20 protein-coding genes are annotated in these 21,274 nt (G+C 73.8%); 8 read left to right on the top strand and 12 right to left on the bottom strand.

The window, feature by feature from the left end:
* Positions 1 to 7 precede the first annotated feature (7 nt).
* Positions 8 to 1,039 (top strand): lactonase family protein, encoded by a 1,032-nt coding sequence (locus AB0G52_RS21210; protein ID WP_361337859.1) that lies wholly within the window; start codon positions 8 to 10, stop codon positions 1,037 to 1,039.
* A gap of 143 nt (positions 1,040 to 1,182) precedes the next feature.
* Here AB0G52_RS21210 and AB0G52_RS21215 read toward each other — a convergent pair whose 3' ends face one another.
* Positions 1,183 to 2,106: a hypothetical protein gene (locus tag AB0G52_RS21215; protein ID WP_361337860.1), complete on the bottom strand. Its 924-nt coding sequence runs from the start codon at positions 2,104 to 2,106 to the stop codon at positions 1,183 to 1,185.
* Between the two features lie 142 nt (positions 2,107 to 2,248).
* Positions 2,249 to 3,253 (bottom strand): BadF/BadG/BcrA/BcrD ATPase family protein, encoded by a 1,005-nt coding sequence (locus AB0G52_RS21220; RefSeq protein WP_361337862.1) that lies wholly within the window; start codon positions 3,251 to 3,253, stop codon positions 2,249 to 2,251.
* A gap of 205 nt (positions 3,254 to 3,458) precedes the next feature.
* Between AB0G52_RS21220 and AB0G52_RS21225 the strand changes: the two genes are divergently transcribed.
* Positions 3,459 to 4,136: a uracil-DNA glycosylase gene (locus AB0G52_RS21225; protein ID WP_361337864.1), complete on the top strand. Its 678-nt coding sequence runs from the start codon at positions 3,459 to 3,461 to the stop codon at positions 4,134 to 4,136.
* 31 nt (positions 4,137 to 4,167) lie between these two features.
* Here AB0G52_RS21225 and AB0G52_RS21230 read toward each other — a convergent pair whose 3' ends face one another.
* From AB0G52_RS21230 to AB0G52_RS21250, 5 genes are all read right to left on the bottom strand, one after another.
* Complete coding sequence (locus AB0G52_RS21230; RefSeq protein WP_132887688.1) at positions 4,168 to 5,151, bottom strand: 2-oxoglutarate and iron-dependent oxygenase domain-containing protein; 984 nt, start codon at positions 5,149 to 5,151, stop codon at positions 4,168 to 4,170.
* Between the two features lie 91 nt (positions 5,152 to 5,242).
* Positions 5,243 to 6,172 (bottom strand): homocysteine S-methyltransferase, encoded by a 930-nt coding sequence (gene mmuM, locus AB0G52_RS21235; protein WP_361337866.1) that lies wholly within the window; start codon positions 6,170 to 6,172, stop codon positions 5,243 to 5,245.
* Entirely contained in the window at positions 6,169 to 6,918 is a 750-nt protein-coding gene (locus tag AB0G52_RS21240) for an amino acid ABC transporter ATP-binding protein (protein WP_132887690.1), read from the bottom strand. Before AB0G52_RS21240 ends, mmuM begins: the two co-directional genes overlap by 4 nt.
* Positions 6,918 to 7,748 (bottom strand): amino acid ABC transporter permease, encoded by an 831-nt coding sequence (locus AB0G52_RS21245; protein ID WP_361337867.1) that lies wholly within the window; start codon positions 7,746 to 7,748, stop codon positions 6,918 to 6,920. Before AB0G52_RS21245 ends, AB0G52_RS21240 begins: the two co-directional genes overlap by 1 nt.
* Entirely contained in the window at positions 7,745 to 8,650 is a 906-nt protein-coding gene (locus tag AB0G52_RS21250; RefSeq protein ID WP_361337869.1) for an ABC transporter substrate-binding protein, read from the bottom strand. The genes AB0G52_RS21245 and AB0G52_RS21250 overlap by 4 nt, the downstream gene beginning before the upstream one ends.
* A gap of 169 nt (positions 8,651 to 8,819) precedes the next feature.
* Here AB0G52_RS21250 and AB0G52_RS21255 point away from each other — a divergent pair, with 169 nt between their 5' ends.
* Entirely contained in the window at positions 8,820 to 9,590 is a 771-nt protein-coding gene (locus AB0G52_RS21255; protein ID WP_361337871.1) for an IclR family transcriptional regulator, read from the top strand.
* 15 nt (positions 9,591 to 9,605) lie between these two features.
* Here AB0G52_RS21255 and AB0G52_RS21260 read toward each other — a convergent pair whose 3' ends face one another.
* Both AB0G52_RS21260 and AB0G52_RS21265 read right to left on the bottom strand, forming a co-directional pair.
* A complete protein-coding gene (locus AB0G52_RS21260) occupies positions 9,606 to 10,355 on the bottom strand; it encodes an IclR family transcriptional regulator C-terminal domain-containing protein (RefSeq protein WP_361337873.1) in 750 nt (249 codons plus the stop codon).
* Between the two features lie 89 nt (positions 10,356 to 10,444).
* The gene (locus tag AB0G52_RS21265; RefSeq protein WP_361337875.1) at positions 10,445 to 11,530 is read right to left on the bottom strand and encodes a sialidase family protein; all 1,086 of its coding nucleotides are present in this window, start codon (positions 11,528 to 11,530) and stop codon (positions 10,445 to 10,447) included.
* A gap of 282 nt (positions 11,531 to 11,812) precedes the next feature.
* Between AB0G52_RS21265 and AB0G52_RS21270 the strand changes: the two genes are divergently transcribed.
* Positions 11,813 to 12,448: a hypothetical protein gene (locus AB0G52_RS21270; RefSeq protein ID WP_361337877.1), complete on the top strand. Its 636-nt coding sequence runs from the start codon at positions 11,813 to 11,815 to the stop codon at positions 12,446 to 12,448.
* A gap of 25 nt (positions 12,449 to 12,473) precedes the next feature.
* Here AB0G52_RS21270 and AB0G52_RS21275 read toward each other — a convergent pair whose 3' ends face one another.
* Both AB0G52_RS21275 and AB0G52_RS21280 read right to left on the bottom strand, forming a co-directional pair.
* Complete coding sequence (locus tag AB0G52_RS21275; RefSeq protein WP_132887422.1) at positions 12,474 to 14,450, bottom strand: HEAT repeat domain-containing protein; 1,977 nt, start codon at positions 14,448 to 14,450, stop codon at positions 12,474 to 12,476.
* A gap of 127 nt (positions 14,451 to 14,577) precedes the next feature.
* Complete coding sequence (locus AB0G52_RS21280; RefSeq protein WP_361338085.1) at positions 14,578 to 16,251, bottom strand: acyl-CoA dehydrogenase family protein; 1,674 nt, start codon at positions 16,249 to 16,251, stop codon at positions 14,578 to 14,580.
* 72 nt (positions 16,252 to 16,323) lie between these two features.
* Between AB0G52_RS21280 and AB0G52_RS21285 the strand changes: the two genes are divergently transcribed.
* From AB0G52_RS21285 to AB0G52_RS21295, 3 genes are all read left to right on the top strand, one after another.
* The gene (locus AB0G52_RS21285) at positions 16,324 to 17,079 is read left to right on the top strand and encodes a PaaX family transcriptional regulator C-terminal domain-containing protein (protein WP_361338087.1); all 756 of its coding nucleotides are present in this window, start codon (positions 16,324 to 16,326) and stop codon (positions 17,077 to 17,079) included.
* 161 nt (positions 17,080 to 17,240) lie between these two features.
* Positions 17,241 to 18,122 (top strand): alpha/beta hydrolase, encoded by an 882-nt coding sequence (locus tag AB0G52_RS21290; protein ID WP_361337880.1) that lies wholly within the window; start codon positions 17,241 to 17,243, stop codon positions 18,120 to 18,122.
* Positions 18,123 to 18,362: 240 nt separating this feature from the next.
* A complete protein-coding gene (locus AB0G52_RS21295; RefSeq protein ID WP_361337882.1) occupies positions 18,363 to 18,710 on the top strand; it encodes a hypothetical protein in 348 nt (115 codons plus the stop codon).
* A gap of 63 nt (positions 18,711 to 18,773) precedes the next feature.
* Here the strand turns inward: AB0G52_RS21295 and AB0G52_RS21300 are convergent, their stop codons facing one another.
* The gene (locus AB0G52_RS21300; protein WP_361337884.1) at positions 18,774 to 19,568 is read right to left on the bottom strand and encodes a pectate lyase; all 795 of its coding nucleotides are present in this window, start codon (positions 19,566 to 19,568) and stop codon (positions 18,774 to 18,776) included.
* A gap of 377 nt (positions 19,569 to 19,945) precedes the next feature.
* Between AB0G52_RS21300 and AB0G52_RS21305 the strand changes: the two genes are divergently transcribed.
* Positions 19,946 to 21,271, top strand: a complete 1,326-nt coding sequence (locus AB0G52_RS21305) for an SGNH/GDSL hydrolase family protein (protein WP_361337885.1) — start codon at positions 19,946 to 19,948, stop codon at positions 21,269 to 21,271.
* Positions 21,272 to 21,274: the final 3 nt, after the last annotated feature.

Below are 21,274 nucleotides of genomic sequence, written 5' to 3' on the forward strand. Positions count from 1 at the left end.
GACAGCGGTGGCAGACGGCGGCAGGCGGCGCAGGGCGTTCATCGGGTCGTTCACGGCGGCGGGCGGACCCGGGGTCGTCACGGCCGCCGTCCACCCGCACAGCGGCGCCCTGGCCCTCCTGGAGAGCGTCGACGGCGTGCCCGACCCGTCGTACCTCGCCCTCGCCCCGGGCGGGCGCACCCTGTACGCGGTCAGCGAGACCGCGGACGGCGCGGTGGCCGCCTACCACGTCCACGACGACAAGCCGCGCCTCGCCGGGCCGCCGGTGCCGGTCGACGCCAGCGGCCCCGCGCACCTCAGCGTCTTCGGCGGACACGTGCTGACCGCCAACTACGGCTCGGGCAGCGTCAGCGCCGTCCCGGTCCGTCCCGACGGCACGCTCGCCGGCGCCGCCTCCGGGGTGCTCCAGCACACCGGCTCCGGCCCGCACGAGCGGCGCCAGCGCGCCCCGCACGCCCATCAGGTGCAGCCCGACCCCAGCGGCCGCTGGGCGGTCAGCGTCGACCTGGGAACCGACTCGGTCCGCGTCTGCACCGTGGTGGACGGCGTTCCCGTGCTGCACCGCGAGTTCGCGCTGCGCCCCGGCTCGGGCCCCCGCCACCTGGCCTTCCGTCCCGACGGCCGGTACGCCTACGTCGTCAACGAACTCACCCCGACCGTCACCGTCTGCCGGTGGGACGCCGCCGGCGGGTCACTGCGGCCGCTCAGCGAGACGCCGGTCCTGCCCGGCGCGCCCGCCGGGGACGCCTACCCGTCCGGTATCGCGGTCTCGCCCGACGGCCGCTTCCTGTGGACGGCGACCCGCGGCGAGGACGTCCTGACGACGTTCGCGGTCGAGGGGGACCACCTGCGCCTGACGGCGACGGTCCCCTGCGGGGGCCACTGGCCCCGGGCGCTCGCCGAGTCCGACGGCCACCTGTACGCGGCGAACGAACGCTCGGGGAACATCACCTGGTTCACCGTCGACGAGGAGACGGGCGTGCCGCGCTACGACGGCCAGGTGGAGATCCCGGCACCGTCCTGCGTCATCTTCGACTGAGGTCGCCTGCAGCGCTCCGTCGGGGGCGCGGGGAACTGCGCGACCGGCTCCCGCCGGCCCGCGGCCCGGGGACCGGCCGCACCCCCCGGAAAAACGGCCGACGGCACCCTCTCCAGGAAAGGGTGCCGTCGGCGTGTGTCGGCTCAGCGAACCGGCGCCCCCTGCGGCTGCTGGGGAGCGATCCCCAGCGCCGTCGTGTACTTGGCCAGCGCCAGCTTGCCGATCGCCGGGTACGCCCCCAGCGGCTCGGCGGCGGCGCAACCGGCCTCCTCCGCGGCGGCGGCCAGCAGCGCCGCGTCGATCTCGGGGCCGATCAGATACGGCGCGAGCGCCAGCTGCTGCGAACCGGAATCGCGCAGCTGCTCGGCGACCGAGGCGATGGAGCCCTCCTCGTCCAGCGCGGCGGCCATCACCGGCACGGCGAGGCGCGCGGCGAGCAGCATGCCGGTGATCCCGGCTGCCTGCACCGCCTCGTCGCCGCCCACCGACGCCAGGATGATGCCGTCCGCGGCCGTCGCCACGGTGAACAGCCGGGCCCGGTCGGCGCGGGCCAGACCGGCCTCGGACAGGCGTACGTGCAGGGCCTCGGCGAGCAGCGGGTGCGGACCGAGCACATCGGTCAGGTCCGCGGCGACCCGGCTCTCCATCACGGCCTGGCGGACCTGGCGCAGCAGCGAACCGTCCGGACCGGCCAGCAGCGGCACGACGACGGCGACCGGGCCGTCCGGCGCCTTTATGCCCTCGACGCCGGCCGCGACGGCCTGCTCGTACCGAGCGGTGCGCTCCTCGGAGGCACGGGCGAGCACCGACTGCAGGGTGGGGAACTCCGCGTCGTCCCCGTCCAGGTACCCGATCCGGGCGTCCAGGCCGGGCAGCTCGGAGCGGGCGATGCTCACGACCTCCTCGGCGAGGCCGCGTGTGGCCGCGCTGGGCGTACCGGGCACCGCGAGGACGAGCGCGGGCGCGTCCTGGGGAGCGACCAGCGGCTCGGGACGGCGGTGCCGTCCGGGCTGGCGGGGGCGCGGCATTCGTACTGGCAGGCCGGCGGGCCCAGTGGGGGAGCTCATGGCGCCGCATGTTACTGGCAATCTGGGCTCCCCTGTTCGGGGAGGGTGCAGGTGAGCGGTATCCGTCCGGTTTTGTCTGATGAGTTACGCATGATTCGGCCGTGATCCCGCCATCTGCCGGACAGTTCAGGTCACAGTCGGATCAATCCGCTTTTGTGTCGACCACGGAGAACAGCCGATCATCACCCGGCAGGGTGAGCCGCCCGGTGACCAGGTCACTCGCGACGCGTACCGCTCCCTGCAGCGGATCGCCCTCCGCGGGAACCCGCCGGGCGTGCGGCAGCAGTCCGGCCAACTCCGCGGCGAGCGGTACGAGCAGGGGGTCCCCGAGTCGCAACAGGCCGCCGGTGACGGCGACCAGGGGCGCGCCGGCCGTGGGGCACACGGCGGCCGCCGACTCGGCCAGGTGCCGGGCCGCCGCCCGCAGGATCCCGGCCGCGACCGGGTCGTCCGCCGCGCAGTGCGCGACCTGCGGCGCGAAGGAGGCCAGTACGGCGGGCCGGTCGGTGCGCGGGTAGAGCAGGCCGGGCAGGCCGGGCAGCGGCCCGAACCGCTCCTCGGCGCGGGCCCGCAGCGCGGCCGAGCCGCCGCGGCGCCCGTCGAAGGCGCGCAGCGCCGCTTCCAGCCCGGCCCGGCCGATCCAGGCTCCGCCGCCGCAGTCGCCGAGCAGGTGACCCCAGCCGTCCGCCCGCCGCCAGCCGTCCAGATCGGTGCCGATCGCGATCAGACCGGTGCCCGCGGCGACCACCGCGCCCGGGCGCGGACCGAGGGCGCCGACGTACGCCGTCACCGCGTCGGCGGCCAGCGCGACCGTCCGCACGCCGAGCTCCCGGGCCAGTGCGCCGGGCAGTTCGGCCCGCAGGGCGTCCCCGAGGGTGGCCAGCCCGGCGGCGCCCACGACCACCGCGGTCACCCGGTCCAGGCCGTACTCGGCGGCCGCCGCCCGTGCCATGGGCAGGAGTTGCTCCAGCAGATGCTCCGGGTCGATGCCCCGGGCCCCCGTCCGCGCCGGAACCCGCGACTCCCGCGGCGCCGACGGCTCCCGCCCCGGGGCACCGACGACGGCCCGCAGCCCGGAGCCACCGGAGTCGACCGCGAGGAACCCGCAGAGCCCTCCCTCGGGCCGGGCGCCGCTCACGGCCGGCACCGGGCCACCCGTCGGCCGGTGTCCGGCCCTTGGAGGTTCACTGGCGGCACGGGCTCTCCCCTCCATCTCCGCTACGGGCGGCGCGAGTTGCCGCGCCGGGGCGACCGGTTCGACGGGGAGGAAGAGTAACCCCGCGGGCGGCGTCCGGGGGCGGAGGCGCTCCGCATGTGCGTGCCACCGGTGCGTGCCAGTAGGGTGACGCGCTGTGGCACCACGACCGTTGCACGAACTTGTAGAGGCCGGCTGGGCGAAGGCCCTGGACCCGGTGGCCGGACGGATCGCCGCGATGGGGGACTTCCTGCGGGCGGAGATAGCGGCCGGCCGCACGTACCTCCCGTCCGGGGCGAACGTCCTGCGGGCGTTCCAGCAGCCCTTCGACGACGTGCGCGTCCTGATCGTCGGCCAGGATCCCTATCCCACACCGGGGATGGCCATCGGGCTGAGTTTCGCGGTGGCGCCGGAAGTGCGTTCGCTGCCGGGGAGCCTGGAGAACATCTTCCGGGAGATGAACACCGACCTGGGGCTGCCCAGGCCGTCCAACGGTGATCTGACGCCGTGGACCCGGCAGGGCGTGCTGTTGCTCAACAGGGCGCTGACGACCGCCCCCCGCAGTCCTGGTGCGCACCGGGGCAAGGGCTGGGAAGAGGTCACCGAGCAGGCGATCCGGGCGCTGGCGGGGCGCGGCAAGCCGCTGGTGTCCATCCTCTGGGGGCGCGACGCGCGCAACCTGCGGCCGCTGCTCGGGGACCTCCCGGCGATCGAGTCCGCCCATCCCTCCCCGATGTCGGCGGACCGGGGCTTCTTCGGCTCGCGCCCGTTCAGCCGGGCGAACGACCTGCTGGCGCGGCAGGGGGCACAGCCGGTGGAGTGGCGCCTGCCATGAGCCGTGGGCGTGGGCCGTGGACCGTGGGCTGTCACACGACCGTCAGCTCCGGGTGGTGCTTGCGCACCACGGCCGGGTGGGCGCGGACCCAGCCCTTGAGCTCGTTCCAGCCGAACTCCGCGAACAGCGGGTTGTCCGGGTCCTCCGTCACGCCCCGCGCGTCCGCGGCGCCGGGGAAGGGGAGCGGGGCGATGCGGGCGTCCAGCCGGGGGTTGTAGAAGAACGGCGCGGAGAAGCGCTCGCGGGCCCCCGGAGGCGAGACGACACGGTGGTTCGTCGCCTTCAGGTAGCCGTTCGTCGCGACCTCCAGCAACTCGCCCAGGTTCACCACGAAGGCCCCCGGCAGGTACGGCACGTCGATGAAGCCCTGCCCGTCCGGCGCCTCCACCTGGAGTCCTGGCACCTCGTCGGTCAGGAGCAGGGTCAGGAAGCCGTAGTCCTTGTGGACGCCCACACCCTGGTCGTCCCCCTCGGGGGCCCGCCCCGGGTAGCGGACCAGCTTCAGGTGGTTGCGCGGGTGGCCGGAGAAGGCGTCGTCGTAGAAGTCCTCGGGGCCGCCGACGGCGGCGAGCAATTCGTGCAGCAGCCGGTGGGCGACCGCGCTGAGCCGGGCCATCCACTCCAGGGCGACCTCCCGCAGCACCGGCAGGGCGGCGGGCCACTGGTTCGGCCCCTCCAGCCACCAGTAGGGCGGCTCGCCCGGGGCCGGCACGCGGGCGGGCAGTTCGTTGCTGATGTCCAGCTGGTCGCGCCAGTCGCGGCGCCCCTGCGTGTGCTCGTTGCCGATCCTCGTGTAGCCGCGGAAGTGGGGCGAGTTGAGGTTGTCGATCGCGTGCCGGTCGGCCTCGGGCAGGGCGAAGAAGTCACGGGCGGTACCGAGCAGCCGGGCCTGTTCGGCGGCCGTGACGCCGTGTCCGACCAGCTGGAAGAAGCCGACGTCGCGAGCGGCCCGGTGGAGCGCGTCACGGTCGGGGGCGGAGAGGTCGATGACCGGGAGGGTGTCGGGCTGGGACATGTCGGGCTGGGACATGGCGGGCGTTCCTTGCGAGTGGTGCGGGTACGGAGTGCGCCTGTGTGGTCGGTGGTCGGTCGGGCCTTGGGGGCGCTCAGTGGTCGGCCGTCGAAGGGCCGAGGCGGGCGGCCAGTTCCGCGATCTCGGCGGGGCCGACCCGGCAGCAGCCGCCGACGAGCGATGCTCCGGCGCGCAGCCAGGCCGGTGCCAGGTCCGCGATCTCGTCCTGGGCGCCCAGCCAGCTCCGGGTGGCGGCGTCCCAGACGCCGCCACCGTTCGGGTAGACGACGCCGGGTACTCCGGTGACCAGGGCCAGTGCGGCGGTCGCGTCGGCGGCGGGGGCGCAGTTCACCCCCGTGGCGACGACGGCGTCGCAGCTCCGGGCCAGGGCGAAGGCCTCGGTCAGGGGCTGACCCGCGCTGGTGGTCGTCCCGCGGATGCTGTACGACAGCCACGCCGGGATGCCCAGGCCGTCCAGGGCGGTCAGCACGGCCTCGGCCTCCCGCAGGTCCGGGATGGTCTCGACGGCGAAGACGTCGGGGGCGGCCTCGGCCAGCGCCTCCAGCCTGGGGCGGTGGAAACGGGTCAGCTCGGCCACGCTGAGGCCGTAGTCACCCCGGTACTCCGAGCCGTCGGCCAGCATCGCGCCGTACGGCCCCACGGACGCGGCCACCCAGCGCTTCTGCGGGGTCTCGCCCAGGGAGGCCTCGGTGGCCTCGGCGGCCTCGGCGGCCTCGCGGGCCAGGGACACGCTGCGTTTCAGCAGTGCCGTGGTCTCGGCGCGGGAGATGCCCAGCCGGGCGAATCCGTCGTAGGTGGCCTGGTAGCCGGCCGTGATGGCGACGTGTGCGCCCGCCGCGAAGTAGGCGCGGTGGACGGCCGCGATCGCGCCGGGGTCGTCGCGGAGCAGGCGGGCGGACCAGAGGGTGCCGCTCAGGTCGTGGCCCTGGGCCTCCAGTTCGTTGGACATGCCGCCGTCCAGGACGAGGGGTCCGGCGGCCAGGGCGTCACGGAAGGTCGTCACAGCACTCTCGTCACGAAGTCGCGGGTTCGGGGGTGTTCGGGGGCGGTCAGGACGCGGGTGGGCGCTCCGGACTCCAGGATCCGGCCGTCGTCGAAGAAGACGACCTCGTCGGCGACCTCGCGGGCGAAGCCCAGTTCGTGGGTGACGACGAGCATCGTCATGCCGTCGGCGGCGAGGCCGCGCATGACGTCAAGGACCTCGCCGACCAGTTCCGGGTCGAGGGCGGAGGTCGGCTCGTCGAACAGCATGAGCTTCGGCCGCATGGCCAGGGCGCGGGCGATGGCGACCCGTTGCTGCTGGCCGCCGGAGAGCTGGGCGGGGTAGGCGTCCCGCCGGTCGGCGAGACCGACCCGGTCCAGCAGCGCCAGCGCCTCGCCGGTCGCCTCGGCGCGGGGGCGGCCCGCGCCCACCGGTCCCTCGACGACGTTGGCGAGGGCCGTCAGGTGCGGGAAGAGGTGGAAGCGCTGGAAGACCATGCCGATGTCACGGCGCTGCCGGGCCAGGTCGCGGCGGCGCAGCTCGCGCAGCCCGTCCCGGTACGGCTCGTACCCGATCGGTTCGCCGTCCACCAGGATCCGGCCGCCGTCGGGCCGCTCCAGACGGTTCACGCACCGCAGGAAGGTGGACTTCCCCGACCCCGAGGGCCCGATCACGCAGGTGACCGTCCCGCGCGGTACGGAGAGGTCGACCCCGCGCAGCACCTCCCGCCCCGCGAAGGACTTGCGGACGCCGGTGGCCTCGATCATCATCGGCTGCCGCCCTTCGCGAAGTGCCGTTCCAGGTAGTGCTGGCCGATGTTGAGCAGGGTCGTGACGGCCAGGTACCAGATGCTGGCGACGATGAGCAGCGGGATCGTCTGGTAGGTGCGGGCGTACACGATCTGCACGGAGTACAGCAGTTCCGCGTAGGCCAGCACGCTCACCAGGGAGGTCGTCTTGAGCATGGAGATGGTCTCGTTGCCGACCGGCGGGATGATCACCCGCATCGCCTGGGGCAGGACGATCCGGCGCAGCGTCCTGGCCCGGGACAGGCCCAGCGCGTCCGCCGCCTCCAGTTGCCCGGGGTCGACCGAGACGATCCCGGCGCGGATGATCTCGGCGAGATAGGCGGCCTCGTTCAGGCCGAGACCCAGCAGGGCCGCGGCGAAGGTCGTGACGACGGAGTTCGCGCGGACGCCGCCGATCGCCGGCAGGAAGGGCAGGTGCAACGACAGCGTCGGGTACAGGGCGGATATGAAGCCCCAGAACAGCAGCTGGACCAGGAGCGGGGTGCCCCGGAAGAGCCAGATGTACGCCCAGCTCACGGCCCACGCGACAGGGTTGTCCGACAGTCGCATGAGCGCGAGCGCGATGCCGAGCACGAGCCCGATCGCCATGGCCGCGGCGGTGAGCTCCAAGGTGGTCAGCAGGCCCGTCATCACGGTCCGGCTGAACAGCCAGGCGCCGACCGTGTGCCAGCCGAAGCGCGGGTTGGTGATCAGCGACTGGACCAGGCTCGCGGCCAGGAGCACGACCACGAGGGTCAACGCCCACCGGCCCGGCCTGCGGCGGCGGTAGAGCGGCAACTCCTCGGTCATGAGGCCGCGTTGATCTTGAACGAGTCCAGTGCGCCGGACGCGAGGCCCCACTTGGCGAGGACCTGCTGGTAACCGCCGCTCGCCTTGAGGTCCTCCAGGGCCGATTTGAGCAGCCCGGTCAGCTCACTGTTCTTCGGCACGGCGATGCCGAAGGGCGCGTTGCCGTACGAGTCCCCGGTGACCTCCAGCTTGCCGCCGGACTGCTTGGCCGCGTACGCGGCGACCGGCGAGTCGGCCAGGGCGGCGTCGGCGCGGCCGCTGGTGAGCGCGAGGTTCACACCGGTGCCGTCCGGGAAGGTGCTGACCTTGATCGGGGTCTTGCAGGTCCTGGCGCGGGCCGGCAGGTCCACGAGCGCCTGCGTCGACCCCTTCGCCACGGCGACGGCACGGCCGCACAGCGAGTCGCCCCCGGGCTTGAGCGCCTTGGGGTTCCCGGCCGGGACCAGCAGGGACGTGCCCGCGTCGAAGTAGGTGACGAAGTCGACGACCTTCTCCCGCTCGGCGGTGTCCGTGAAGGAGGAGACGCCGAGCTGGTACTTGCCCGACTGCAGCCCCGGCAGGATCGAGTCGAAGGGCACGTTCACGATGGTGACCTTGACGCCGAGGACGGTGCCGAGGGCCTTGTCGAGATCGGCCTCGGCGCCGACGACCGTCTTGTTGTCGGAGGCGAAGAAGTCCATCGGCGGATAGCTGACGTCACTGGCGACCGTGATCCCGCTGGTCCGCAGCGCGGCCGGGACCTTGGCGGCGAGCGCGGCGTTCCTCGTGATCGGTGCGGCGGACGCGGCGGAGGTGCCCGACGCCGTGCCGGCGGAGGCGCCGGCCGGCTCCGAGGGGTCGGCGCAGCCCGCCAGGAGCAGCGTCGCGGAGCCGAGGAGGACGAGCGGGCGCAGAGCGGACAAGGCGAACTCCTGATGAGCCTGAAATGCGAGGGATGACGGGAGACTATCCGTCGATGCGAAATAGACAAGTCCAGTTGTTCATCATGCACGTACCTTGCAATGAACCTGCAATGTCCGCGCAATGATCGCCCGCGGTACCGCCACGCCCCGGCGCTATGCTCGGCCCGCGATGACCACCGACAGCAGCCTGAAACGCGGCCTGGCCGTACTGCGCCTGTTCGCCCAGCACCCGGCGCAGGACCCGCGCGGGCACACCGCAGCCGAGGTCGCAGCGCTGCTGGGCCGCGAACGCAGCCAGGTCTCCCGGATCCTGCGGAGCCTGGAGATGGCCCGGTTCCTGCGCCGTGACCCCGCCTCGCTGCGCTACTCCGTCGCCTGGGAGCTGTCCGCGCGCGCCCAGCAGATCACCGAGGCACGCCTGCGCCGGGACGGCCGCACCGCACTGGAGGGCGTCGCCGCCGACACGGGGGAGTGCGCGTACCTCGGGGTCCTGCGGGGCGCCAGTTCGGTGACGATCCTCGAATCGATGCCGCCGGCACTGTCCTCGTTCGTCTCGTGGGTGGGCCGCGCCTATCCCGCCTACTGCAGCGACGCCGGACAGGCGCTGCTGTTCGACGCGGGCCCCGGGGAGGTCGCCGCCGTCCTCGCCCGCACCGCGTTCGTCCGGCACGGACCCAACACCCCGGCCGATCTGGACGACTTCCTGGCCCGGCTGGCCGCGGCCCGCGAGCGGGGCTACTCGATCGTCGACCAGGAGGCCGAGCCCGGTCTGTACTCGCTCGCCGCTCCGGTCAGGGACTTCCGCGGGGAGATCGTCGCCGCCGTGCAGGTCGTCGGCCCGCGCCGTCGTCTCGAGCCGGCGACGGCGGCCTGCGCGGAGTCGGTGGTCCGCTGGAGCGCCTGGCTGACCGCCGCCCTGCGCTCGACGGACGAGGCCTGATCGTCCGGTTCCGGCTCAGCGGAGCAGGGCGGCCAGCCGCGTCGCCGCGTCACCGATGGCGGCGACCATCTCGACCCGGTCGTCCCTGGCCGCCGCGTGCGGCACGACCGCACTCACCGCCGCCACCACGTCCCCGTGCGCGTCGCGCACCGGGGCGGCCACCTCGAGGACGTCCTCGTCGTACTCGCTCTCGCAGACCGCGACCCCGCGCCCGGCGTCCGCGGCGACCCGCGCCAGCAGGTCGTCCACGGTCCGCGGCGCGTAGGGGCCGCCCGCCCCGATGAAGTCCTCGCCGCCGAGGAGCCGGGCGACCTCCTCACGCGAGTGGTCGAAGAGCAGCGCCCGGCCCGCCCCGGTGCACCACACCGGTGTCAGCCGTCCCGCGCGCGCCCAGGAGAACTCGGCCCAGGCCGCCAGCTCGGCCCGCACCGAGAGCACCATCGCCCCACAGAGCACGTCCACGTACGCACACGCCCCGAACCGGACCACCAGCTCCCGCAGCAGCGCCCGGCTCTCCACCCCCCAGGGACCGGCCTGCGCCGCGACGGCCAGCAGGTCGGCCCCGGCACGGAACTCGTGCCCGTCCCGGGCGAGCGTCCCGGTGCCGACCAGATCCCGCAGCAGTCGCGACGCCTGTCCCTTGTCCAGCCCGCTCTCCTGTGCCAGCCGGACCACCCCGGGACCGCCCCGGCTGTCCAGCTCCCCCCGGACCACCCGTTCCACCAGCCCGAGTCCCCTGGGCAGTGCGCCTGTCGCCACGTCCATGCGCCGGATGCTACAGATCCGCACGCCGGGTACGGGACCCGCGGCCCGTGTCGGAACCCCTCCTTCCCGCGGCCCGCTGCCCGCCGGCCTCAGCCGACCACCGCAGCCCGTACGCACAGTACGTCGGGGAGATGGGAGGCCAACTGCCGCCAGCTGTCGCCGTCGTCGGCCGACGCGAACACCTCGCCGTTGCGATTGCCGAAGTACACCCCGGCCGGGTCCGCGTCGTCCGTGCAGAGCGCGTCGCGCAGGACCGTGCCGTAGTGGTCGTCGGTGGGCAGCCCCGCCGACAGCGGCTCCCAGGTGCTGCCGGCGTCGGCCGTGCGGAAGACCCGGCAGCGACGGCGGGCGGGCACCCGGTCCGCGTCCGCGTTGATCGGGAAGACGTACGCCGTCCCGGCGCGGTGCGGGTGGGCGGCGGCCGCGAACCCGAAGGTGGAGGGCAGGCCCGCACCGATGTCGGTCCAGTGCGCGCCGGCGTCGTCGCTCCGGTACACCCCCCAGTGGTTCTGCAGATACAGCCGGTCCGGGCTGCCCGCGTCCTGGGCGATCTTGTGCACGCACTGTCCGAACTCCGGGTGGGGATCGGGCAGGAACACCGCGGAGACACCGGAGTTGGACGGCGCCCAGCTCGCACCGCCGTCGGTGGTGCGGAACACGCCCGCCGTCGAGACGGCGACCGTCACCGCCCCTGGGTCCCGGCGGTCGGTGAGCACCGTGTGCAGGCCCTCACCGCCACCGCCCGGCACCCACTTGTCCCGCGTCGGGTGCTCCCACAGCGGCCGGACCAGGTCGAAGCTCTCCCCGCGGTCCTCGGACCGGTACAGCGCGGCCGGTTCCGTGCCCGCGTACACCACGTCCGGCTCGGCGGCGGCCGGGTGCAGCTGCCACACCCGCTCCAGGGAGGCGCCGGTGTCCTGGGGGAACCGCACGGCGGGCCGGGCCGGTTCGGTCCAGGTGCGGCCCAGGTCGTCGGAGTGGAAGACCGAGGGCCCCCAGTGCGCGCTGTCGCCCCCCGCCAGCAACCGGGTGCTGCCGCCCCGGGTGTCGATGGCGACCGAGTAGATCGCCTGCGCGTTGAAGTAGGGACTCTCGTCGAAGTCCCAGGTGCCACCTCGCCGCCGCCCCAGGAAGAGACCCTTGCGGGTGCCCACGGCGAGCAGTACCTCGGTCATGCCGATCACCTCCATGACGTCTTCGTCACAGCCAGTCCTCAGATGTCGGCCAGTGTGCACCCCACCACTGACAGTCCCCCGCGGGATCGTGTCGTCGCAGGTCAGTGCCGTCGTGTCGGTGGGTCGAACGGGTTGTCGGAACGCGTTCCGGAAGACGCCTGCGCGAGCGGGGTCAGTCGTGCGACCGTCGACACGGAGGTTCGCCGTGAGCAGCCGTGAGCAACAGGGCGGCCTCTGCCGTATGGGAGGGCGGTCCGGGCTGTCCGTGCGCGCGTGAGGAGGATGCCCTTGAAGGCGTTCCGTGGTCCGAAGGTCTGGCTGTGGCGCTGGCGGCGCAATCCGCTGAAGCGTCGCGCCGACACGCTGGAGGCCTGGGTGCTGCTCGGCGCCTGGCTGCTCACCCTCGTCGCCGGGGTGCTCGCCGGGCTGGCGGCGGCCCGGTCGGTCGAGGGCGGCCTGGCCCGCGAGCGCAGCGAATGGCACCCGGTCGTGGCCCATGTCGTGGAGAAGGCCCCCGGCAGATCCGCCTCCGGGTCCGGGACTGGGTCCGAGTCCGGGTCCGGGTCCGGGTCCGGGTCCGGAGCCTCCGGCGGTGAACGGGTGTGGGCGAGAGTGGGCTGGAGCGTCGACGACGGCTCGGTGCACACCGGTCAGGCCCGTGTCCCGGCGGGCAGCAGGGCGGGCACCCCGGTGACCGTCTGGACGGATCCCCAGGGCCACCTCGTCACCCGGCCCGCCACCGCCTCCGAGGCACACCTGCGCTCCGCGCTGATCGGCGGCCTGGTCGGACTGAGCGCGGCGGCCGTGCCGTTCGTCGCCGGACTGGTGGCGCGGGGACGGCTGGAGCGCCGCCGGATGGACCGCTGGGACGCCGAGTGGTCGCGGCTCGGACCACAGTGGGGCCGGATGACCGGCTGACGCCCACGCACCACCGACGCCCCGGTCAGGGGCTCGTCAGTGCCGTCCGGCAGTGGGCGAGCAGCTGCTCGTCCTGGACGATGTCGTGACTTCCGTAACCACCCGGCCGTGCCGTGTGCCGCCGCGCCGTGGCGAGTTCGGCCGTCAGCAGGTCGTGCAGCGGGGCCCCGGCCGGCCCCATGCCCGCCAGGCACTCGGCGATCGTGCGGCGTGTGTACGGGTTCTCCGACCAGGCGGCCCGGAACACCGGCAGCACCGGTTCCGGATCCCCGTCGATCCGCCACAGGGCCCAGGCCGCCCCCGTCCGCTCCCACACCCGGCCGGACGCGGCCAGCGCACGCAGCGTGGGCAGCGCGTCCCGGGCGACGGGGCCCAACCGGCCCACCTGCTCGGCAGCGGCCCGGACACCGCGACCGCCGACCGCCAACTCCCGCAGCAGCACCGGGAGCACGGCGTCAGCGTCGCCCTCCGCCGCCCACAGGGCCCCCGCCGCCCCCGCCGCGTGCCGGGTGCCGAGCAGCCCGCGCAGCACCGGCACCGCCGCCCGCGCGGCACTCCCCAGCGCGTCCAGCGCCCGCACCGCCTGCCCGACCAGGGCCTCCCGCGCCCCCAGCCCGTCCGGTGCGCCGCGCAGCAGCCGCAGCACCTCGGGCACCGCCGCGGCGTCCGCCAGCGCGGTCACCGCCGCCAGCAGCGGGGCGGCCGTCTCTGCGGCGTCCGGCGCGTCCAGCCGGACACGGCCGAGCCGGTGCCGCAGCGCCGGGGCGAGCGGAGCGGCCGCCGGGCCCAGGTGCACCACCTCGAAACCCAGACCGGCGGGCACCACCGGCCCGGCCAGTAACTGGGCCAGGGCCGGCACCGCACGCGGATCGCCGCTCCTGGCCAGGGCCTTGAGGGGGCCGCCCAGTGAGGGTCTGCCCCGCTCCCAGGTCCGCACCCACAGGTCGGGACGCACCGTCACCAGCGTGTGCAGCTCGTCGGCCGCGGGCGCGGCCAGCCCGAAGAGCTCGGCGAGCACCGAGACGGCCGCGTCCCGCAACTGGTCCTCCGTGGCTCGCAGCTGAGCGCCGATCAGGCGGACGGGAGCCGTGAAGTCCGCCCGCCAGGCACGGAACAGTCCGGCCGACATCCGCACCCCGTTGCACCGGTCCATCGCTCCCGGGCTGCTCAACTGGCCGACGAGCAGGTCGATCCGGTCGGCCACCCGGTCGTCCAGGGCCCGGTGCAGGGTGCGCAGCAGGGACGAACCCTCCTCGTCCGACGGCCGCAGCCGCCGTATCCGGCCCACGAGCGTGTCCGTCTCCGTCCGGTCCGTACCGGACGACCTGCGCGCGGTCCGCTCCCGCAGGAGCCGGACCGCGGTCGGGACCGGATCGGCGGGCAGCCGCTGCGGCGCGCGCAGCGCCAGCTGCCCGAGTGCGGCGAGCCGTGTCCCCGGGGCGTAGGGCGGCTCGCTCTGCGCGGCCAGCAGGTCCAGCGCCCCGGCCGCCTGCGCCGGATGGCGCAGCACGAACAGGCCGAGGGCCTCGGCCAGCGCCCGCAGCACCTGTTCGTCGTTCTCGGACCTGATCCGCCGGCCGAGCACCTCCAGGACCCGAGCCGGTTCGTCAAGGAACCGGACCAGCGCGTCGGCCGCCGCCCGCCGCACGCCGGGGCACGGGTCGTCGGCGAGCGGCACGAACACCTCGGCACGCGCGTGTACGGCGGCCCGGGCCCGGCTGCCGGCGCTCTGCGAGCCGATGCTGACCAGCAGTTCCACTACGGCGCCCCGGTCCCGCACCTCCGGGCGGGCGACGAGCGCGCACAGGAAAGGGACACAGGCGAGCGTCGAGTCGTACACATTGCCCTGGTGGTGCACCGAGCCGTACAACCCGTCGAGCGCGGCCTCCCGTTCGGCCGCGTCCGCCGAGGCCAGGCGGCGCAGCAGGCCGGGCACGTCCGCCGCGCTGCCGTAGGCGTGCCGCAGCGAGGTCCAGTCGACCTCGTCGATCCCCGTGAACACGTTGTCCTCCCCAGGCGAGTGCCACCTGTTCCGGAGTCTGCACCACGGCACTGACAACGATGCGGAATCGGACGACGACTGTGTGCGATCCGTCGGCGCTCACCGGCCACCGGCGCACCGGAAGGGGTCAGTTCGCGCCGGGCAGCGCCCGCTCCAGGATCGGGTCGACTCCGGCCCCGGCGGGCAGGGTGCCGAACGCGTACCCCCAGTCGCCGCCGAGCCGGGTCGCGCAGAACGCGTCGGCGACGGCCGCGGGGGCGTACCGGACCAGCAGCGAGGCCTGCAGGGTCAGCGCCATCCGCTCGACCAGGCGGCGGGCGCCCGCCTGATCGGTCCCCGCCGATCCGGCCTTCAGCCGGGCGACCGCGGCGTCCAGCCGGGCGTCCGCCCCGCGGGCGTGCGCGAGTTCGCCGAAGAAGGCGTCGGCGGTGCCCGGTTCGCGGGAGAGCGCCCGCAGCACGTCGAGCGCGTTGACGTTCCCGGAGCCCTCCCAGATCGACAGCAGCGGGGCCTCCCGGTAGTGCCGGGGCATGCCGGAGTCCTCGACGTACCCGTTGCCGCCCAGGCACTCCAGGGCCTCCGCCGTGAAGGCCGGGCCGCGCTTGGTGACCCAGTACTTGCCGACGGCGGTCGCGATCCGGCGGAAGGCCCGCTCCTCCTCGTCCCCGCGCACGGCGCGGTCCGCGGCCCCCGCGAGACGCAGGGTCAGCGTGGTCGCGGCCTCCGACTCCAGCGCCAGGTCGGCCAGGACGTTGCGCATGAGCGGCTGGTCGACGAGGCGTGCGCCGAACGCGACGCGGTGCCGGGCATGATGACCGGCCTCCACCAGCGTCTTGCGCATCAGGGTGGCCGAGTTCATCACGCAGTCCAGCCGGGTGCAGTTGACCATCTCGATGATGGTCTTCACCCCCCGCCCCTCCGGGCCGACCGACCAGGCCACGGTCCCGTCGAACTCGGGCTCCGACGAGGCGTTGGACCGGTTGCCCAGCTTGTCCTTCAGCCGCTGGATGCGGAACGGGTTGCGGCTCCCGTCGGGCAGCACCCGCGGCACCAGGAAGCACGACAGCCCGCCCGGCGCCTGCGCCAGCACCAGGAAGACGTCGCACATCGGGGCCGAGGTGAACCACTTGTGGCCGCGCAGCGTGTAGACGCCGGGCTCGGACGTGGGGGTGGCCGTCGTGGTGTTCGTCCGTACGTCCGAACCGCCCTGCTTCTCGGTCATGCCCATCCCCGCGAGCAACCCGGGCTTGTCCGTCGGCACCCGCAGCCCGGGCTCGTAGACCCTGCTGGTCAGCAGCGGTTCGTAGACCTTGGCCAGCTCCGGCTGCGCGCGCAGCGCGGGAACGGCGGCGTAGGTCATGGACGTCGGACAACCATGGCCGGATTCGGTGTGTCCCCACACCAGCCCGCCCGCGGTCCGTGCGACGTGGGCGCCGGGACGGTCGTCCGCCCAGGCCGCCCCCGCCAGCCCCTCGGCCACCGCCGCCCGCATCAGGTGGTGCCAGGCGGGGTGGAAGTCGACCTCGTCGATGCGGTGGCCGTACCGGTCGTGGGTGCGCAGCTCCGGCTCGTACCGGTTGGCCAGCTCACCCCACTCCTGGGCCTCCGCGCTCCCGGCACGTGCCCCGAGCCGCCGGATCCCCTCCTCGGCCCACCCGGCGCCCTCCCGGCGGACTCCTTCGAGCAGCGCGGGGTCGTCCGAGGCGTCGTAGGGAGCGAGCGGCGGCGCCTGGTTGGTGACGTCGTGGGTGGCGGCGGTGGCGGTGGGCCGTGGCTGCGGAAGTGCGGCGGTGGAGTCCATGGCCCTCATGTTGCACTCCATCTGCGGCTGTAGCAATGATGCAACATGGAGTCGCACGTACAGTACGTGACCATGTCCGTGAACGTGTCCGCCGAGCCCGTCGAGGTCGACCCGCGGCCCCTGTCCGCCCGGTCGGTCGTGCTGAGCCTGCTGCTGGGCATGCACCCCCCGCAGCTGCCGGTGAAGGACCTCGTGCGGCTCGTCGAGCCCTTCGGGATCGGCGGCTCGACGCTCAGGGCCGCCCTCAGCCGCATGACGGCCTCCGGTGACCTCCGCCGGACCGACGACGCCGTCTACGGCCTCAGCGACCGGCTGCTGGCCCGGCAGCGCCGCCAGGACGAGGCGGTACGGCCCCGCACGCGCGCATGGGACGGCGACTGGGAGATGCTGGTCATCACGGCCACGGGCCGGGGGCCCGCCGAGCGGGCCGAGCTGCGCACCCGGTTGACCGCTCTCCGGCTCGCCGAGCTCCGCGAGGGGGTCTGGCTGCGCCCGGCGAACCTTGCGAGGGCCCTGCCGGCCGACCTCCAGGAGGTCGCCGAGTCGTACACGTCCCGCCCGTCCCGCCCGGCGGCCGAACTGGCGTCCGCCCTCTGGCCGTTGACAACCTGGTCCGCCAAGGCCCGAGCCCTTCTGCTCCAGGCGGCCGAGTCCCCTCTCCCGCCGGACCGCTTCACGGTCTTCGCGGCCGCGGTCCGCCATCTGCTGACGGACCCCGTGCTGCCGCCGGACCTCCTCCCGCCCGACTGGCCGGGCGACCGCCTGCGCGCCGCGTACGCGGAGTACCGGGCGGAGTGGGGAGAGCCGACGCTCCCCCCGCCCGCCTGACGAACGCGCCCGGAAGCGACTTCGCTCTCATCCCCACGCCGCGCCGGGCCCCGGACGCCCGCGCGACAGGAACCCGGGCCTGACACCGGCCGGCCCCGACACCGACGGCCCCGCAGACAATCCAGGTGCGCTCCGCCGCCGGAGGCTGGCAGGATCCCCGTATGCCGATCGCCGAAGTGTCGCCCGGAGTGTCCCTCGCCTACGAAGGATTCGGCGATCCCGGTGACCCTCCTGTCCTGCTCGTGATGGGCTTCGGTGCCCAGATGATCGCCTGGCACGAGGACTTCTGCCAGGCGCTGGCGGACCGCGGCCGGTACGTGATCCGTTACGACAACCGGGACAGCGGTCTGTCCACCAGGTTCGACGAACACCCCGTCGACGTCGCCCGGTTCATCGCCACGGTGCGCTCGGGGGACACGGCGGCCGCCCTCGCCATGGTCCCCTACGGTCTCCAGGACATGGCCGACGACGGCCTCGGCCTCCTCACCGTGCTCGGCATCGAGCGGGCCCACGTGGTCGGCGCGTCGATGGGCGGCATGATCGCCCAGACCATGGCCATCAGCCGGCCGGAGCGGGTGCTGACGCTCACGTCGATGATGTCCTCGACGGGGGAGAGCGCATACGGCCGGTCCACCCCCGAGGCGCAGGCGGCGCTGTTCAGCCCGAAACCGTCGGACCGCGAGGGGTACGTCGCGGCGGCGGACCGGGAACTGGTGTGGGCGTCGAAGCGCTACGGGGACCCCGCGGTCCTCCGGGAGCTGGCCGCGGCCAGTTACGACCGCGCCCCCCACCCCGCCGGGATCGGACGCCAACTCGGTGCGATGGTGCTCGGCGGCTCGCGCGCGGACGCGCTCCGGCAACTGCGGGTACCGACCCTGGTGATCCACGGCCTGGACGACACGCTGATCGACGTCAGCGGCGGCCGGCGCACCGCCGAGCTGATCCCCGGAGCGGAACTCCTCCTGGTCCCCGACATGGGACACGACCGCCCGCGCCCGCTCTGGCCCGAGATCATCGACGCCCTGGTGGCGCACACCGGCTGAGCACACGTCCCGGCCGCCCGCCGCGCGCACGGCCGTGATCCGCGAGATGCCACGGGACATGACGGACGATACGGTGGAAGCAGGTTGCAGCCCGAGTTCCCGACAACGTCCGGCTCTCCGGCCCGCGGGACCCCGGTCGGCGGGACCGCGCGCCCGTCAGCGCTCCGTGCGAGCGCTCCCGTGAGCGGCGGATCCGGTACGGCTCCCCGGCCGCGTCCGCAGCACCGAAGCAGGTGAATCGTGAACCGAACTCGTCGTCTCACCGCACTCGCGTTCCTGGTCACCCCCGCGCTCGCGATGAGCCCCGCGACGGCCGCCCACGCCTTGGCCGCCGTCCCACCGGGCGCCGTGTCCGTCGCGGCGTGCCAGGTCGAAACGGACTCGGCCGGGCGGTACCACCTGTGGGGCGAAGGCTTTCCCAGTGACATGAGGGTCAGTTACTCGGGCGCCACCCCGCAGTCCTCCGCGGGCACCGTCACCACGGACCGTGCGGGCAGGTTCGACCTCGGCGGTCTCAGCGGCGGGACGTTCGTCGTGACGACGGCCGACGGGAAGACCCAGCTCACCTGCGCCGCGGTCCACCACTGACGCCAGGGCCCCGGCGGGCCGGCCGGCACCGCCCGCTGAGCGGCGACGGCCGGCCCGCCCGGCTCACCTGTAAGTGATGTCCGAACTCGCGTACTTGCAGTAGGTCCCGTCCGGCCCGCTCCCGTTCGTCGGCGGCTCCGCGCCCGTGTTGTTGCCGATGTACTTCTGGCAGGGCACGATCTTCTTGCTGCTGTCCCCGACGATCGTGATGTTCTTCAGCGTCGCGCTGTCCCCGTAGTTGGTGTTGATGCCGACCAGCGCGCTGCCCTTGTAGGTCGCCTCGATGGTGTTGAGGTTGATCGTGCGCTTGTACTGCGTCTTGCAGTTGCCGCACGAGCGGACCAGCTTGCCGAAGTTCCGTACCGCGAACCCGGACACGTTGAGCGTGCCGGCGCCGTTGAACTGGAACACCTTGTCGCTGGCCTCCTTCGCGCCGCCGCCGGAGACGGTGTACACGTTGGACGACGAGGAGCCCTTGAACGTCGCCGCGTCCTCGCCGACGTCCTCCCACCACACGTTCTGCAGCGTGCAGCTGCCCTCGCAGTGGATCCCGTCCGCGGCGGGCGCGCCGATGATGACGTTCTTGAGGACGGTGCCCGCCGCCAGGTCGAGGATCGGGTCCTGGTCCTCGCTCTGTCCGCCGGTGCCCAGGGCGCCGCTGCCGTACAGGCGCAGCATCCCGTAGTCCTTCGTGCCGGACAGCTTGATGGTCGCCGTGACCGCTTGGCTGCCGCTCGCGGTCGGCCAGGTGGCCGCGTGCGCCTGCGCTCCGTTAGTCATGATCATGCCAAACGAGAGCCCCAGGGCGGCCAGTCCGCCCAGCAGAGGGCGCGCACTGGTCCGTGCTCGTGAAGTCATGTCCCGTATGCCTTCTTTCGAGTGGGGGGTCCGGGGGGTGCCTTTCGGATCGACGTTCTCTGTTCTGAAAGATGGACGCACATGTGAACTTGCCGGTCGGACGCCTGGGCGGACAGGGTCGTCGCCGGGTCCATCGGTCAGCGTGCTGAACGGAACGTAGGGTGAAAGCGCTTTCTAGTCAACGCCTCGCACAGGATTCGGCCGACGTGGGCGGCGAACCCCGTACGCCTGCGTGGGAGCGCTTCCAAAGTAGGCCATGTGCATGCCACGATGCCGGAGTTCCCCGGCCGGTGCCCGGCTGACCCCCACGCTCAACGGCACCACCTGCACGGCCAGTTGACGGTCCCGTCACCCTTCGTCAGGAAGGCCCTTGCCCCGTGAAGCCGCAGCCCGGCAGAGCGCCGCTCGCCACGCTCCTCAGCGTCTGTGTCCTCGCCCTCGCCCTGGTGGTGACCGTCACCGCCGTCACGGCGCTGGCCCGCAGCCCCCGTCAGGTGACCACCGGCGCCGCCCGGGCCGACCACTGGGTGGCCACCTGGACCGCGATGCCTCAGCTCACCGAGGTCGGCAACCTGCCGCCCGCGCCCTTCACGGGGGAGACGTCGGTCCTGGCCGACACCACCGTGCGCCAGACCGTCCGGGTGACCACCGGCGGCCACCGCCTGAGGCTGCGCTTCTCCAACGCCTACGGCGACACCCCGCTCCCGCTCACCGCGGTGACCGTGGCGCTCCCCGAGGGCGGCCGGGCCGGCGTCAGCGCGGTCGTCCCCGGCAGTGTCCAGCCCGTCACCTTCTCCGGGCGCGCCGCCATCGTGGTGCCCGTCGGCGCCCAGGCCGTCTCCGATCCCGTGGACCTGGAAGTGCAGCCCGGCGCCGAACTCACCGTCACGGCCTACACCGTGCAGGGCCAGCCCGACCACGCGCTCACCTCGCACCCCGGATCGCGCACCACGTCGTACCTCCTGCGCGGCGACCACGTCCAGGACCCGGACCTCACCGGAGCCACACCGGTCGACCACTGGTATCTGCTCAGCGCCGTCGAAGTACGGGCGCCGGCCGCGACCCGTACCGTGGCCGTCGTCGGCGACTCCCTCACGGACGGACGGGGTTCCACCACCAACGGCAACGACCGCTGGCCCGACCAGTTCTACGACCGGCTCCGGTCCATCCCCGCCACCTCGGGCATCGCGGTGATCAACCAGGCGGCGGGCGGCAACCGGGTCCTCAACGACGGCCTCGGCCCCAACGCCCTGGCCCGCCTCGACCGTGACGTCCTGTCCAGCAGCGGAGTCTCCTGGCTGATCGTCTTCGAGGGCGTCAACGACATCGGAACCGCCGCCGCCACCCCGCAGGCCCAGCGAGCCGTCGCCGACGACCTGATCGCCGCCTACCAGCAGATCGTCGTGCGCGCCCACGCCCAGGGCATCCGTGTCTACGGCGCCACCCTGCTGCCCTTCGGCGGCAACGCGTACGACGACGGAGCGGGCGTCCGGGAGGCGGCCCGGCAGCGGGTCAACGCCTGGATCCGGGGACCCGGCCACTTCGACGCGGTGCTCGACTTCGACCGGGTGGTACGCGACCCGGCCGATCCCGCCCGACTGCGCACCGACCTCCAGGTCGGCGACGGGCTCCACCTCAACCCGACGGGGTACGGGGCGCTGGCCGCCGCGGTCCCCTCGCACCTCTTCGCCGCCCGCTCCTGACCC

This window comes from Streptomyces sp. NPDC021562 (assembly GCF_040640875.1).
In the GTDB taxonomy this organism is placed as follows: Bacteria; Actinomycetota; Actinomycetes; order Streptomycetales; family Streptomycetaceae; genus Streptomyces.

Bases quoted from the DNA above. Each gene is read 5' to 3' on its own strand.
- AB0G52_RS21300 (WP_361337884.1), bottom strand. From the start codon at position 19,568: ATGACTTCACGAGCACGGACCAGTGCGCGCCCTCTGCTGGGCGGACTG.
- AB0G52_RS21290 (WP_361337880.1), top strand. From the start codon at position 17,241: ATGCCGATCGCCGAAGTGTCGCCCGGAGTGTCCCTCGCCTACGAAGGA.
- AB0G52_RS21245 (WP_361337867.1), bottom strand. From the start codon at position 7,748: ATGACCGAGGAGTTGCCGCTCTACCGCCGCCGCAGGCCGGGCCGGTGG.
- AB0G52_RS21255 (WP_361337871.1), top strand. From the start codon at position 8,820: ATGACCACCGACAGCAGCCTGAAACGCGGCCTGGCCGTACTGCGCCTG.
- AB0G52_RS21240 (WP_132887690.1), bottom strand. From the start codon at position 6,918: ATGATCGAGGCCACCGGCGTCCGCAAGTCCTTCGCGGGGCGGGAGGTG.
- AB0G52_RS21260 (WP_361337873.1), bottom strand. From the start codon at position 10,355: ATGGACGTGGCGACAGGCGCACTGCCCAGGGGACTCGGGCTGGTGGAA.
- AB0G52_RS21230 (WP_132887688.1), bottom strand. From the start codon at position 5,151: ATGTCCCAGCCCGACACCCTCCCGGTCATCGACCTCTCCGCCCCCGAC.
- AB0G52_RS21265 (WP_361337875.1), bottom strand. From the start codon at position 11,530: ATGACCGAGGTACTGCTCGCCGTGGGCACCCGCAAGGGTCTCTTCCTG.
- AB0G52_RS21285 (WP_361338087.1), top strand. From the start codon at position 16,324: ATGTCCGTGAACGTGTCCGCCGAGCCCGTCGAGGTCGACCCGCGGCCC.
- AB0G52_RS21215 (WP_361337860.1), bottom strand. From the start codon at position 2,106: ATGAGCTCCCCCACTGGGCCCGCCGGCCTGCCAGTACGAATGCCGCGC.
- AB0G52_RS21270 (WP_361337877.1), top strand. From the start codon at position 11,813: ATGCCCTTGAAGGCGTTCCGTGGTCCGAAGGTCTGGCTGTGGCGCTGG.
- AB0G52_RS21280 (WP_361338085.1), bottom strand. From the start codon at position 16,251: ATGGACTCCACCGCCGCACTTCCGCAGCCACGGCCCACCGCCACCGCC.